The organism is Microbacterium altimontanum (assembly GCF_058349865.2).
The window spans coordinates 431,832-444,767 of record NZ_JBYRJB020000002.1; the positions used below are offsets into that span (position 1 = coordinate 431,832).

At 70.5% G+C, this 12,936-nt stretch carries 11 protein-coding genes; 4 read left to right on the forward strand and 7 right to left on the reverse strand.

What is annotated here, in order from left to right; genetic code table 11:
- Positions 1–36 precede the first annotated feature (36 nt).
- From AC3RX1_RS04275 to AC3RX1_RS04295, 5 genes are read right to left on the reverse strand one after another with little or no spacing between them, the layout of a single operon-like run.
- Positions 37–1,392, reverse strand: a complete 1,356-nt coding sequence (locus AC3RX1_RS04275) for an Nramp family divalent metal transporter (protein ID WP_491500004.1) — start codon at positions 1,390–1,392, stop codon at positions 37–39.
- Positions 1,382–3,136, reverse strand: a complete 1,755-nt coding sequence (gene treZ / locus AC3RX1_RS04280; RefSeq protein ID WP_491500091.1) for a malto-oligosyltrehalose trehalohydrolase — start codon at positions 3,134–3,136, stop codon at positions 1,382–1,384. Before treZ ends, AC3RX1_RS04275 begins: the two co-directional genes overlap by 11 nt.
- A 29-nt stretch (positions 3,137–3,165) precedes the next feature.
- A complete protein-coding gene (gene treY / locus AC3RX1_RS04285) occupies positions 3,166–5,514 on the reverse strand; it encodes a malto-oligosyltrehalose synthase (RefSeq protein WP_491500005.1) in 2,349 nt (782 codons plus the stop codon).
- Complete coding sequence (gene glgX / locus AC3RX1_RS04290; RefSeq protein ID WP_491500006.1) at positions 5,511–7,745, reverse strand: glycogen debranching protein GlgX; 2,235 nt, start codon at positions 7,743–7,745, stop codon at positions 5,511–5,513. The genes treY and glgX overlap by 4 nt, the downstream gene beginning before the upstream one ends.
- Entirely contained in the window at positions 7,742–8,110 is a 369-nt protein-coding gene (locus AC3RX1_RS04295) for a hypothetical protein (protein ID WP_491500007.1), read from the reverse strand. The genes glgX and AC3RX1_RS04295 overlap by 4 nt, the downstream gene beginning before the upstream one ends.
- A gap of 168 nt (positions 8,111–8,278) precedes the next feature.
- On the opposite strand from AC3RX1_RS04295, the gene AC3RX1_RS04300 reads away from it, so the two are divergent.
- From AC3RX1_RS04300 to AC3RX1_RS04315, 4 genes are all read left to right on the forward strand, one after another.
- A complete protein-coding gene (locus tag AC3RX1_RS04300) occupies positions 8,279–8,926 on the forward strand; it encodes a response regulator transcription factor (protein ID WP_491500008.1) in 648 nt (215 codons plus the stop codon).
- Positions 8,926–9,246, forward strand: a complete 321-nt coding sequence (locus AC3RX1_RS04305) for a DUF7882 family protein (RefSeq protein ID WP_491500009.1) — start codon at positions 8,926–8,928, stop codon at positions 9,244–9,246. The genes AC3RX1_RS04300 and AC3RX1_RS04305 overlap by 1 nt, the downstream gene beginning before the upstream one ends.
- A gap of 148 nt (positions 9,247–9,394) precedes the next feature.
- Entirely contained in the window at positions 9,395–9,805 is a 411-nt protein-coding gene (locus AC3RX1_RS04310) for a DUF4383 domain-containing protein (protein ID WP_491500010.1), read from the forward strand.
- Positions 9,802–10,305, forward strand: a complete 504-nt coding sequence (locus tag AC3RX1_RS04315; protein WP_491500011.1) for a hypothetical protein — start codon at positions 9,802–9,804, stop codon at positions 10,303–10,305. Before AC3RX1_RS04310 ends, AC3RX1_RS04315 begins: the two co-directional genes overlap by 4 nt.
- On the opposite strand, the gene AC3RX1_RS04320 is transcribed toward AC3RX1_RS04315, so the two are convergent.
- Together AC3RX1_RS04320 and ilvD are read right to left on the reverse strand one after the other, a co-directional pair.
- Complete coding sequence (locus tag AC3RX1_RS04320) at positions 10,299–10,898, reverse strand: YdcF family protein (protein WP_491500012.1); 600 nt, start codon at positions 10,896–10,898, stop codon at positions 10,299–10,301. The two genes, AC3RX1_RS04315 and AC3RX1_RS04320, sit on opposite strands and share 7 nt — an antisense overlap.
- A 105-nt stretch (positions 10,899–11,003) precedes the next feature.
- Positions 11,004–12,914 carry a dihydroxy-acid dehydratase gene (gene ilvD / locus AC3RX1_RS04325; RefSeq protein ID WP_491500013.1) on the reverse strand — a complete coding sequence of 637 codons (1,911 nt, stop codon included), beginning with the start codon at positions 12,912–12,914 and terminating at the stop codon, positions 11,004–11,006.
- Between the last annotated feature and the right edge of the window lie 22 nt (positions 12,915–12,936).

Sequence of the window (12,936 nt, forward strand, 5' to 3'; positions counted from 1 at the left end):
CCTCCGCTCCGACGATAGTGCGCGCCTCGGGGAGCGCTACCCGCCGGTGATGGCGAACCATGTGCCGTAGACGCCGGCGACGCACATCACGACCGTGGCGATCCAACCCACCGTCTGCGCGAGGTGGCCGTTCCGGTACTTCCCCATGATCGACCGATTCGACGAGATCAGCATGATGATGATGAGGAACGGCCCCGCCGCGATCCCGTTCACCATCGCTGACAGCACGAGAATCTGGATCGGGTTGTGCACGAAGATCGCGAGCGCCGTGCCCGCCAGCATCCCGACGCCCAGCAGGATGTAGAACAGCGGCGCGCGGCGCGGCGACTTCTCGAAACCCCACGGTTTGTCGAGCAGCGCCGCCATCCCGGTGGCGCCGGCGGCTGCCAGCACCGGAACGGCGAGGATGCCCGAGCCGATGAAACCGATGGCGAACAGGACGCCGGCGTAACTGCCGGCGACCGGCTCGAGGGCCTTCGCCGCCTCGGCCGCGCTCGACACCTGCTTGTGGTGCGCGCCCAGGGTGGCGGCGGTCGCCACGATGATCGCGAACATGATCAGCACCGAGAAGACCATTCCGGTGAAGACGTCCACCCTGCCGCTGCGCAGACGTCGGTGGGCCTTGCGCGGCGGGCGCTGCTTCAGCGATTCCGCATGGTCATCGCCGCCGCCGGGCTCCTCCCGCAGCTCCTCGATGCGCTGCGCGGTCTGCCAGAAGAACATGTACGGGCTGATCGTCGTCCCGAGCACCGCCACCGCGAGCCCCCAGTACGCCGTGCTGCCGAACGTGATCCGCGCCCCGATGAACCCGGCCGCGACATCCGCCCAGTTCACGTGCGAGACGAAAAGCACCACGACGTAGACGAACAGCGCCAGGCACAGCCACTTGAAGATGCGCGCGATCCAGTCGAACGAGCCGAACACCACCGCGATCCCGATCGCGACCCCCGCGATCGCCGCCCACAGCGGTGCCGGCCCCGCGCCCACGAGCTTCATCCCCGCGCCGATCGCCATCAGGTCGGCCGACAGATTGAGCACGTTCGCGAAGATCAGCGCGACCACGAGCACACCGATCACGATGCGGGCAGCGCGCGAGAAGCGCCGACGGATGAGCTTGCCGAGGCTGTCCCCGCTCGCGAGCGCCATGCGGTCGCAGATCTCCTGCACCGCCATCATCAGCGGCAGGCTCGCCGGTACGGTCCACAGCAGCCCGTTGCTGTACGTCGCACCGGCCTGCGCGTACGTCGCGACGCCGGAGGGATCGTCGTCGGCCGCCCCCGTGACCACGCCGGGACCGAGGATGGAGAAGAACCGCGTGATCGGGTTCTTCTTCTTGTCGTCCTGCCGCTTTGCGCCGCCGGCGGGCGTCGACTTCTTGGCATCAGTCTTCATCGGCCGTTCCCCCTGTCCCTGCCTGCGGCGGCCCGACGATGATCGCCGACTCGGCCGACACCGTCACGGCGTCGGCCGCGCTCGACGCCGGCGGATCCGTCGCCAGCAGCACGACGTCGCCCGCCGCGAGCTCGAAATCCATGGGCTCGCGCGACAGGTTCACCAGCACGGAAAGGCCCCTGCGACGGATGCGGTAGACCCGCTCGTCGGATGGGTTCTCGGCGTGCAGCACCTCCACACTGGTGGCCGCCATGTCGGGATCGGTCAGCTCCGGCCGCGCCCGGCGCAATGCGGCCAGCTTCCGGTACAGCGTCAGCAGGTCGGCGTGAGCGGGCTGCGCCGGCTCGTCCCAGTCGAGCTTCGACCGCTCGAACGTCGCCGGATCCTGCGGGTCGGGCACCTGTGCCGCATCCCAGCCCATCTTCGCGAACTCCGCGATGCGTCCCTCGGCCGTCGCCCGGCCGAGCTCCGGTTCGGGATGCGACGTGAAGAACTGCCATGGGGTCGACGCGCCCCACTCCTCCCCCATGAACAGCATCGGGGTGCCGGGCGCGGTGAGCGTCAGCACCGCCGCGACGGCGAGCCGCCGTGGCGACAGCTGCGCGCTCAGCCGGTCGCCGGCTGCGCGATTGCCGATCTGGTCGTGATCCTGGGCGAACGTCACGAGCCGCCAGGCGGGCACTTCCGGCGGCATGACACTCCCGTGTCGCCTCCCGCGGAAGCTCGAGTAGCCGCCGTCGTGGAAGAACCCACGCTCCGACACTTTGCCCACGGCATCGGGGGCGGCGAAGTCGGCGTAGTACCCCGACGTCTCGCCGGTCAGCGCGACGTGCACGGCGTGATGCCAGTCGTCCGACCACTGGGCGGTCAGACCGTAGCCGCCGGCTTCGCGCGGGAGGATCAGCCGCGGGTCGTTGAGATCAGACTCCGCGATGAGGCTGATCGGCCGGTTCTGCTGCGCCGACAGCGCGTCGACTCGCATCGCGAGCTCCTCGAGGATGTGCACGGGCGAATCGTCGTGCAGCGCGTGCACGGCATCCAGGCGCAGTCCGTCGACGTGGAAGTCGCGCAGCCACATCAGCGCGTTCTCGATGATGTACTCGCGCACGGCCGGCTCGTCGAGGTTGACGGAGTCGCCCCAGGTGTTGCGCCGCCCGGTGCGCAGGTAGGGGCCGAACTCGGGAAGGTAGTTCCCGCTCGGCCCGAGGTGGTTGTAGACGACGTCCTGGATCACCGCGAGCCCGACCGCGTGCGCCGCGTCGACGAACCGCTGGTACGCGCGCGGGCCGCCGTACGGCTCGTGCACCGCGTACCAGAGCACACCGTCGTAGCCCCAGTTCCATGCCCCGTTGAACGCGTTCACCGGCAGCAGTTCGACGTGGGTGACGCCCAGGTCGACGAGGTGGTCGAGCCGCTCGCCCAGCGCATCGAGGGTGCCCTCGGGCGTGTACGTCCCGACGTGCAGTTCGTAGATCAGACCGCCTGCGAGCTGCCGGCCGGTCCAGGATGCGTCGGTCCAGGCGAACGCGCCGGGGTCGAAGGCCGCGGATGCCCCGTGCACGCCGTCGGGCTGCCGCCGCGACCGCGGGTCGGGGCGCAGCCGGTCATCCTCGTCGATGAGGAAGCCGTAACGGTCGCCGTCCGCGAGGCGCATCGCGCACCGCCACCATCCGTCCGAGCCGGTGGGCGTCAACTCCTCCTCCGTCACGGCCCTGCCGTCGGGATCGACACGGCGCACACGCATCCGGTGCGCCTGCGGCGCCCAGACCTCGATCACGGCTCCTCCGCGAGCAGCACGACCGGGTACACCGCCAGCAGCTCCGCCACCGGCACGGCGCCGCCCGTGAATCGGCGGCCGGTCAGCACGTCGGTCATCGGCACGTCGCGCATCATCAGCACCGTGTCGCCCCAGCCTCCGCGCCGCTGGAGCCCGACCGGGAGCCGGGTGGCGACGCCGACGGCGCCGCCGCGGTCTACCGCCACGACGTGGGCGGAGGCCGAACCGCAGGCCGGGAGCGGGCGGTACAGCCGGAACAGCTCCGGCCGGTCGCGCCGCAGGCGGAGCGCCTGGGCGGTGATCAGCAGCTTCGCGGCGCCGGATTCGTCGACCGGCGGCGTGACGCCGCGCGCGAGATCCGCGTCGATCTCGCCGAGCATGCGTCGGCGCAGCGCGAAGTCGACGGCGCGCCGGTTGTCGGGGTCGACGAGCGACGCATCCCACAGCTCGGTCCCCTGGTACACGTCGGGAACGCCGGGACCTGTCAGCTGCAGGATCTTCGCCGACAACCCGTTGGACCATCCGGCCGGCCGGATCTCCTGCACGAACCGCTCCACGGCGGCGCGCGCATCGCCGTGGGCCGCCTCGACCACGTCGGTCAGCCCGGCCTCCCAGTCGAGGTCGGGATCCCACCATCCGGTCGACTCCGCCGCCTCGCGGGCGGCCTTGACGGCGTAGGCCTGGAGGCGCTCCGCCGATGCGGGCCACGCGCCGATCACGGCTTGCCAGAGCAGGGCGTCCATCGGCCCGTGGCCGGTGGAGGCGACGGCGCGGAGCTCGGCGAGCGTCTGCCCCCACCGCACGGGGATCTCGGAGAGCACCGTCAGCCGCGCCCGCACGTCCTCGGAGCGCTTCGTGTCGTGGGTGGACAGCGTCGTCATCGCGAACGGCCACGACGCCTCGCGGCTGCGGCGCGCGGCGTGGAAAGCCTCGACGGAGAGGGAGAAGAGTGACGGGTCGCCGCCGACCTCGGTGAGCGATCCGAGCCGGGTGAACCGGTAGAACGCGGTGTCCTCGACCCCCTTCGCCATGACGGCGCCGCTCGTCTGCTCGAACCGGCGCGCGAGCTCGAGCGCCGGGTCGGCGAGCAGCGGCTCGAGAGCGCTGAGCGGCGCCGCGAGCTCGGGGCGGCGCCGTGTCGCCTCGCTCACCGCGGCGCGCAGGCGCTCCCGTCCCGCCGGCAGGTAGGAGCGGTACACCGGGAAGCACGCGAGGATCTCAGCGAGTGCGTCGTCGGCGTGCGGGATCACCTCGGGCACGCAACGCGCCAGCCGCAGAACCTCGGAGCGGAGGATCGTGTCGGCCACCATCCGCTTCGTCTGGTGGATGAGGTCGGCCCACGACGGCGTCGGCGGCAGACCCGACTCCTCTCGCAGCCGGGCGTCGAGCTCGTCGAGCGGTCCCTGCCCGGCGGGATCGGTGAGCACGCGGTCGATCTCGCCGAGCGCGTCGTAGCCGGTCGTGCCATCGGTGCGCCACCAGGCCGGCAGCTGCTCCCCCGGTTCCAGGATCTTCTCGACGAGCACGTACGCGCCGTCGGTCTTATCCGCGAGCCGGTCGAGATACCCGCCCGGGTCGGCGAGGCCGTCGGGATGATCCACGCGGAGCCCGTCGGCGAGGCCCTCCCGCACCCAGCGGAGGATCTCGCGGTGACTGGCGTCGAAGACGTCGGGGTCCTCCACCTTCACGGCGGCGAGCCCCGATACGGCGAAGAAGCGCCGGTAGTTCAGGTCGGTCGCCTCATCCCGCCAGAAGCGCAGCTCGTAGTGCTGACGGTCGAGCACGGCGGCGACATCGTCCTCGCTCCCGCTCGATCCCGGGGCGAGCGGGAGGACGTGGTCGAAATAGTGGAGCGTGCCATCCGGCGCGTCGTCGGATCCAGCGAGGTCGATGCGGATCTCGCCGCGCTGGAGCGCCTCCGCGAGACTCGTGCCGAGGACGGGAAGACGCACGCGGCCGGCGCCGCGATCCCAGTCGATGTCGAACGCCGCGGCGTGGGGCGAATCGCGGCCGCGGCGCAGCACATCCCACCACCACGGGTTCGTGCGGGGCACGGCCACTCCCATGTGGTTGGGCACGATGTCGACGAGGACGCCGAGGCCCGCCTCGTGCGCGGCGGCCGCGAACCGGCGCAGCCCGTCGGCACCGCCGCGCGCCTCGTCGACGCGCGAGGTGTCCACCACGTCGTACCCGTGGTCGGAGCCGGGCGTCGACGCGAGCAGCGGCGAGAGGTACGCCCACGACACGCCGAGTTCTCGCAGGTAGCCGGTGACCTCCGCCGCGTCGTCGAGGGTGAACGCGCCGTTCACCTGCAGCCGATACGTGCTCGCGGGTCGCTGCGTCATGCCCGACGTCCCTCCTCGGGCGAACCGGTGTCGCCGCTTCGCTGCGTATTCTCGCGGAGCGACGCAGCATTCTCGCGCAGCGACGCATCCACCGACACATCGACCTCCTCATCGCCGGCGCCGGCGGCCCGGAGAACGAGCAGCGCCTTCGCGGGCAGAGTGACCGCGGTACTCGCGTCGACGGGGAGGGCGCTGTCGAGCTCGCCGGCCGTGTCGACGACGACGTCCCACCGTTCGCCGTACCGCGCGTCGGGCAGGTGGAACTCGAGCGGCTCGTCGCCCGCGTTGAACAGCACGATGAAGTCCTGGTCGACGACGGGCTGCCCGCGCCGGTCGCGCTCGCGGATCCCCTGACCGTTGAGGAACACGCCGATCGCGCGGCCGAATCCGCTGTCCCAATCCTCGGGCTGCATGGGGCTAGCGTCCGGCCGCAGCCACACGATGTCGGGCAGCGGGGCGCCCTCCTCCGTCCGCACGGGTCGGCCGTCGAAGAACCGGCTGCGCCGGAAGGCGGGGTGTTCGCGGCGCAACTGGGCGAGCGCGGCCGTGAACTCGAGGAGCGGCAGGTCGGCGGCATCCCAGTCGATCCAGGTCGTCTCGTTGTCCTGCGCGTAGCCGTTGTTGTTGCCGTGCTGGGTGCGGCCCAGCTCGTCGCCGTGTGAGATCATCGGCACGCCCTGGCTGAGCAGCAGCGTGGCGAGGAGATTCCGCTGCTGACGAGCCCGGGCGCGCAGGATCTGCGGGTCGTCGGTGTCTCCCTCCGCGCCCATGTTGTCGGACCGGTTGTGAGACTCCCCGTCGGCACCGCCTTCGCCGTTGGCCTCGTTGTGCTTCTCGCTGTACGACACGAGGTCGCGCAGCGTGAAGCCGTCGTGGGCGGTGACGAAGTTGATCGATGCCGCGGGCTTGCGCCCCGAGTTCTCATAGAGGTCGGCGCTGCCGGTCAATCGCGCCGCGAACTCGGCGAGCGCCTGGGGTTCGCCACGCCAGAAGTCGCGCACGGTGTCGCGGTACTTGCCGTTCCACTCGGTCCACTGCGGCGGGAAGTTCCCGACCTGGTAGCCGCCGGGGCCGACGTCCCACGGCTCGGCGATGAGCTTCACCTGCGAGACGACCGGGTCCTGCTGCACGACCTCGAAGAACGTCGCGAGGCGGTCGACGTCGTAGAACTCCCGCGCGAGCGTCGCGGCGAGGTCGAACCGGAACCCGTCGACGTGCATCTCGGTGACCCAGTACCGCAGCGAGTCCATGATGAGCTGCAGGACGTGCGGGCTGCGCACGTTGAGGCTGTTTCCGGTTCCGGTGTAATCGGTGTAGTAGCGGGGGTCGTCTTCCTCCAGCCGGTAGTACGCCGGGTTCTCGATGCCCTTCATCGACAGCGTCGGCCCCAGATGGTTGCCCTCCGCGGTGTGGTTGTACACGACGTCGAGGATCACCTCGATGCCGGCCTCGTGGAGGGCGCGCACCATGGCCTTGAACTCCTGCACCTGCTCGCCCTGGTCGCCGCCCGACGAGTACGCGTTGTGGGGGGCGAAGAACGCCAGGGTGTTGTAGCCCCAGTAGTTCGACAGCCCGCGCTCGCGCAGCACGCCGTCGTCGACGAACTGGTGCACCGGCATGAGCTCGAGCGCCGTGACGCCGAGCCGCTGGAGGTGGTCGATGACGGCGGGATGCGCGACGCCCGCGTAGGTTCCCTGCTGCGAGGGCGGGATCTCGGGATGCCGCATCGTGAGGCCCTTGACGTGCGCTTCGTAGATGAGCGATTCCGCGTACGGAGTCTGCGGCGCGCGGTCGGCTCCCCATTCGAAGAACGGGTTGACGACGACGCCCTTGACCATGACGGTCGCCGAGTCGTCGTCGTTGCGCGAGTCGGGGTCGCCGAACGTGTAGCCGAACAGCGGCTGGCCCCAGTCGGGGTGCCCCTGGACCGCCATCGCGTACGGGTCGAGGAGGAGCTTGTTCGGATTGAACCGCAGCCCGGTCGCCGGGTCGTAGGCGCCGTGCACGCGGTATCCGTACAACTGGCCGGCTCGCACGGTCGGCAGGTAGGCATGCCAGACGAAGCCGTCGACATCACGCAGCGGGATGCGTTCCTCGGTTCCGTCGTCGTCGAACAGGCACAGCTCGACCCGCTCGGCGTTCTCGCTGAAGAGCGCGAAGTTGGTGCCCTGACCGTCGAAGCGCGCGCCGAGCGGGTAGGCGGCCCCGGGCCAGGCCTCGGTGGCCGTCACCGAACGCGCGGCTGCTCGGGGGCGGAGCCCGCGGAGTCGGCGCCGAGGGCGGCGCTGCGCACCGTCTCGACGGCCACCGCGAAGTCGTAAGCCTGCGCGATCTCGACCGCGAACGGATAGTGGGCCCCGAGGTAGCAGACGAAGACGGGCGGGACGACCTCCACGTATCCGACGGGTCGGCTCTCGTGCGTCACGACATAGCGGTCGAAGTCGACGAGCTCGTAGCCCTGATCGGCGTCGATGTCGGGGTCCTTCGCGGGTTGCTCGACTCGTGGGAGGCGGGGGGCTTCGGCCACGAGCTGGTCGGCGCCCGCGCTCCGGCCCTTCGCTCCGTCGCCATGCCGGGATGATGTGGTGCTGGTCATGGCGACTCCTTGGTGTCCGAGAGCGTCCACGATAGAGGCGAGAAGCAGCGGCGTGGCGGGGCTTGTCAGGAGGCCGAACACGGGATTACCATCCTGCGCTCGCGTGTCAGCCGGCGCCCGCGCAGATTTCACCCCGGCGGGTGAGGTCCCGCAGCCTACAGTGGCACCATGGACCAAATCCGGGTTGCCGTCCTCAACGACTATGAGGTCGTTGTCGAGGGCGTCGCCGCGATGCTGCGGAACTACTCCGACCATGTCGCGGTCGTCGAGCTGGACGTGCAGCAAGGGGTGGGCGAACCCGTCGACATCGCGCTGTACGACACGTTCGCCGCGCTCCCCGGCGATGGCGAGGACGTCCGCACCCTCGTCAGGGACGGCCGAGTGAGTCGTGTCGCCGTCTACAGCTGGAATCTCGATCCCGACCTCGTGGAGGCCTCTCTTGACAACGGCGCGGACGCGTACCTCTCTAAAGAGCTGCCCGCTGCAGAGCTCGTGGAAGCGCTGATTGCGGTGCACACCGGAAGGCAGCCGGAGGATCCGCGTCCGCGTCGTGCCGTCTCGCCCGTCGGGAACGACTGGCCCGGTCGCGAGGAGGGCCTCACGCTCCGCGAGAGCGAGGTGCTCGCGCTGATCACGCAGGGTCTGTCGAACGATGAGATCGCCGAACGCATGCATCTGTCGGTCAACTCCGTCAAGACGCATATCCGCACCTGCTATCGCCGGATCGGAGTGAGCAACCGCGCGAACGCCGTGCTGTGGGGGATCGACCACGGCTTCCGGCCGAGCGCCCCCACCCGAAAGAGCGGCGACAACTGATGGGCTACCTGAGCTACGACGGCCGAGTGAAATTCGAGATCGAGGACCGCACTCTCGCGCACCTTCAGATCGTGATCGCCGACAAGCTGCGGCGCGACGAGCCGTTCCCCTTCACGTGGCGTGAGGACCGCAGCACCGGTGAAGGCCGCACGTCGGTGTGGATCAACCGCAACTCGACGCTCGTCTTCAAGTACCACGGCAGCAGGCAGCCGAGCATCAACCGCGAATGGCTCGAAGCGCTCGCCACCATCGCGAACGGACTCTCGGGCCTCCGCCTCATCCCCGAGCCCGAGCAGCTCACCGTCGAACCCGCGAACTGATCCGCCTCCAGGCTTCTCCGCATTTCGGCCGGGGCCGATCCGATTCGCGCCGACCGACGGAATCCGATTCCGACGGGGCAATCCGATTCCGACAGGGCTCCGAATGTCCTTCTGAGCGGCAACCGCCGCCGTGAAGAAGGAGGAAGCCATGCGCACGTCCCCGAACCGCCTCATCGCCGTGATCTTCGGCGCCGTCTACATCCTCGTCGGCCTTCTCGGCTTCGCCGTGACCGGCGGTGTCTCGTTCCTCGCCACGAAGGGCGGGATGCTGCTCGGCATCTTCATGGTGAACCCGCTGCACAACGTTGCGCATCTGCTGATCGGTGCCGCGCTGGTCATCTTCGGGCTGGTCTCGGTCAGGGCCGCGAAGATCACGAACGTCGTGATCGGCGCCGCCTATCTGCTGCTGGGAATCGTCGGGTTCTTCCTCGTCGGCACCGCGGCGAACATCCTGGCGCTGAACACGTTCGACCACTTCCTGCACCTCGCCAGCGCCATCCTGCTGCTGGCCGTGGGGCTGGGAGCCGAGCGCGACACCGCCCGCGAAGCCCTGGCGTGACGATGAACGCCCTCGGCCGCACCTGGCCGGCGCTGTTCGCCTGGGGGGCCGGCCTCCTGCACATCGCACTCGGCGCGTCGATCGCGGTCGGTCGACCGCAATGGCTGGCGCTGCTCGTGATGGGAGCGCTGATGGCGCAGGGCGCGGGCGAGCTGGCGTGGGGCGCGGTGAGCCTCCGTACCGGGCGCGCCGTGGCTCCGCGGACGGCCGCTGTCGCCGCCGTCGCCGGCACCATGCTGGCAGCGGCCGCGATCGCGGTGGGCTGCTCACCGCTCGCCGCGGCGGCGGCGACCGCTCTCGACGTCGCCGGTGCGGCCATCGCCGGCCGCCGCAGGCTGCGACGTTCGGCTGCGGGGCGACCGTGGACGGCGGTGGTGGGCATGGCCACGGGCGCGCTGCTCGTCGCGGGTCTGGTGACCCCCGCGCTGTCGACGACGGATGGCGCGGCGCAGATGACCCACACGCCGACCGGCGGTCACGGTCCGCACGCCGGTCACTGACCGGCGTGCGCCGGCACTCTTCGCAGACCGACGAGCCCAGCGACCGCGGCGACCGGCCCCAGCAGCATCAGCTCGCCGAACCGGTAGTCGCGGCCGCGGACGAGCCGTGCGGCGAGGTCGGGCCGCAGCATCCTCAGGTACCGTCTGCCCTTCTCGGCGTGCAGCGGGTCGGAGACGATCTTGATGCTGCCCGCCGCCTCGATCAGCGGGATCGCACGCTCGACGTTCTCCCGCGTGGTCGTGCTCTCGCTCTCGAGCAGCAGCGGTCCGCTGTAACCGCACTCGTCGCGGGCGTAACGGGCCATGATCTGCGCTTCGGGCACGCGCCCGGCGACGGCTCCCCCGCACAGGACGAGAGTGCTGCGGATGGCCCGTGGGTCGCGAGAGCGGATGCCCGCACGAACGCGATACCGGTTGACGAGGTTGGCGCGGCCGCCGCGATTGCCGAAGCCCAGCACGACGACGGCTTCGGAGCCGGGTGCCCAGCCGCGTCTGCCGAGCTCCCGCCGGCTCGCGCGCCAGTTCACCCACTCGCCCCAGGCGAGCACCGCCGCCACCCCCAGCAGCGGGAGAGCAAGGAGCCGAACACGCACACGCTCAGGGTAGGGCGCTGCGCCCGCGCGCGCCCTTCGACTCGTCGCGCAGACCCGCGCTGAGCGAGCGTAGCGAGTCGAAGCGTCCTCGCTCAGGGACCTGGGTCAGACCCGGGCGGGGACGGCAGTCGCGTCGACCTCCGCCGCACGCGCCATCGCACGCTCGACGGCGTCGACGTCGCGCACCGCCCCCTTGTCGGCCGACTGCGCGAGCACCGCGTACGCGCGCAGCGCGGCCGACACGTGCCGTACACGGGTGCGGGGCTTGTACCCGGCCGCTGCCAGCAGCGCCTCCCGGCGCTCTGCGAGCACCTCGTCGGGCACGTCCAGCGTCAGCGACCGGGTCGGGATGTCGATCGACACGATGTCGCCGTCCTCGACGAGCGCGATGACGCCGCCCGACGCCGCCTCGGGGGAGATGTGTCCGATCGACAGACCCGACGTGCCGCCCGAGAACCGCCCGTCGGTGATGAGCGCGCACTTCTTGCCGAGGCCGCGGCCCTTGAGGAACGAGGTCGGGTAGAGCATCTCCTGCATTCCCGGCCCACCCTTGGGGCCTTCGTACCGGATGACGACGACGTCGCCCTCACCGATCTGCTTGTGCAGGATCTTCTCGACGGCCTCCTCCTGCGACTCGCACACGACCGCGGGGCCCGAGAACGTCCAGATCGACGGATCCACACCGGCCGTCTTCACGACGGCGCCGTCGACCGCGATGTTCCCGCGCAGCACGGCGAGCCCGCCGTCGACCGAGTAGGCGTGCTCGACATCGCGGATGCAGCCGGCCGCCGCATCCTCGTCCAGCGCCAGCCAGCGCTCCGACTGGCTGAACGCCGACGAGGAGCGGACCCCGCCGGGAGCCGCGAACCACACATCGCGCGCTTCGTCACAGGCGGCTCCCCCGCGGATGTCCCACGCGTCGAGCCATTCGGCCAGCGACGGCGCGTGCACCGCATGCACGCCCTCGTCGAGCATCCCCCCGCGGCGCAGTTCGCCGAGGATCGCCGGGATGCCGCCGGCGCGATGCACATCCTCCATGTAATAGGTGCGGTCGCCGGCGACGTTCGGGGCGACCTTCGCCAGGCACGGCACCCGCCGCGAAACCGCGTCGATGTCGTCGAGGCCGAAGTCGACGCCCGCCTCGTGCGCGGCGGCGAGCAGGTGCAGGATCGTGTTGGTCGACCCGCCCATCGCGATGTCGAGCGCCATCGCGTTGGCGAAGGCCGCAGGCGTCGCGACGTTGCGGGGCAGCACCGACGCGTCGTCGCCGTCGTAGTAGCGATGAGCGATGTCGACGACGAGCGCCCCCGCCCGCTCGTACAGCGCCCGGCGCGCGGTGTGCGTCGCGAGCACCGAGCCGTTGCCGGGCAGCGCCAGGCCGATCGCCTCGGTGAGGCAGTTCATCGAGTTCGCGGTGAACATGCCCGAGCACGACCCGCACGTGGGGCACGCCGACTCCTCGATGCGGAGGATGTCGGCATCCGACACGTTCTCGTTCACGGCCTCGCTGATCGCATCGACGAGGTCGAGCGTGCGCACGGTCCCGTCCTGCAGCACCGCACGACCCGACTCCATCGGCCCGCCCGAGACGAACACGGTCGGGATGTTCAGGCGGAGCGCCGCCATGAGCATGCCGGGCGTGATCTTGTCGCAGTTCGAGATGCACACGAGCGCGTCGGCCTGGTGCGCGTTCGCCATGTACTCGACCGAGTCGGCGATGATGTCGCGGCTCGGCAGCGAGTAGAGCATGCCGGAGTGGCCCATTGCGATGCCGTCGTCGACGGCGATCGTGTTGAACTCCCGGGCGATGCCGCCGGCCGCGTGGATCGCCTCGCTCACGATGCGGCCGACGGGCTGCAGATGGGTGTGACCGGGCACGAACTCGGTGAAGCTGTTGGCCACCGCGACGATGGGCTTGCCGAAGTCGGCGGCGTCGACGCCGGAGGCGCGCATGAGCGCGCGTGCGCCGGCCATGTTGCGGCCATGGGTCACGGTGCGGGAACGCAGTACGGGCATGATCCGATTCTCGGGTGGTAGT

Bases quoted from the DNA above. Each gene is read 5' to 3' on its own strand.
- AC3RX1_RS04275 (WP_491500004.1), bottom strand. From the start codon at position 1,392: ATGAAGACTGATGCCAAGAAGTCGACGCCCGCCGGCGGCGCAAAGCGG.
- treZ (WP_491500091.1), bottom strand. From the start codon at position 3,136: ATGCGTGTGCGCCGTGTCGATCCCGACGGCAGGGCCGTGACGGAGGAG.
- treY (WP_491500005.1), bottom strand. From the start codon at position 5,514: ATGACGCAGCGACCCGCGAGCACGTATCGGCTGCAGGTGAACGGCGCG.
- AC3RX1_RS04295 (WP_491500007.1), bottom strand. From the start codon at position 8,110: ATGACCAGCACCACATCATCCCGGCATGGCGACGGAGCGAAGGGCCGG.
- AC3RX1_RS04300 (WP_491500008.1), top strand. From the start codon at position 8,279: ATGGACCAAATCCGGGTTGCCGTCCTCAACGACTATGAGGTCGTTGTC.
- AC3RX1_RS04305 (WP_491500009.1), top strand. From the start codon at position 8,926: ATGGGCTACCTGAGCTACGACGGCCGAGTGAAATTCGAGATCGAGGAC.
- AC3RX1_RS04310 (WP_491500010.1), top strand. From the start codon at position 9,395: ATGCGCACGTCCCCGAACCGCCTCATCGCCGTGATCTTCGGCGCCGTC.
- ilvD (WP_491500013.1), bottom strand. From the start codon at position 12,914: ATGCCCGTACTGCGTTCCCGCACCGTGACCCATGGCCGCAACATGGCC.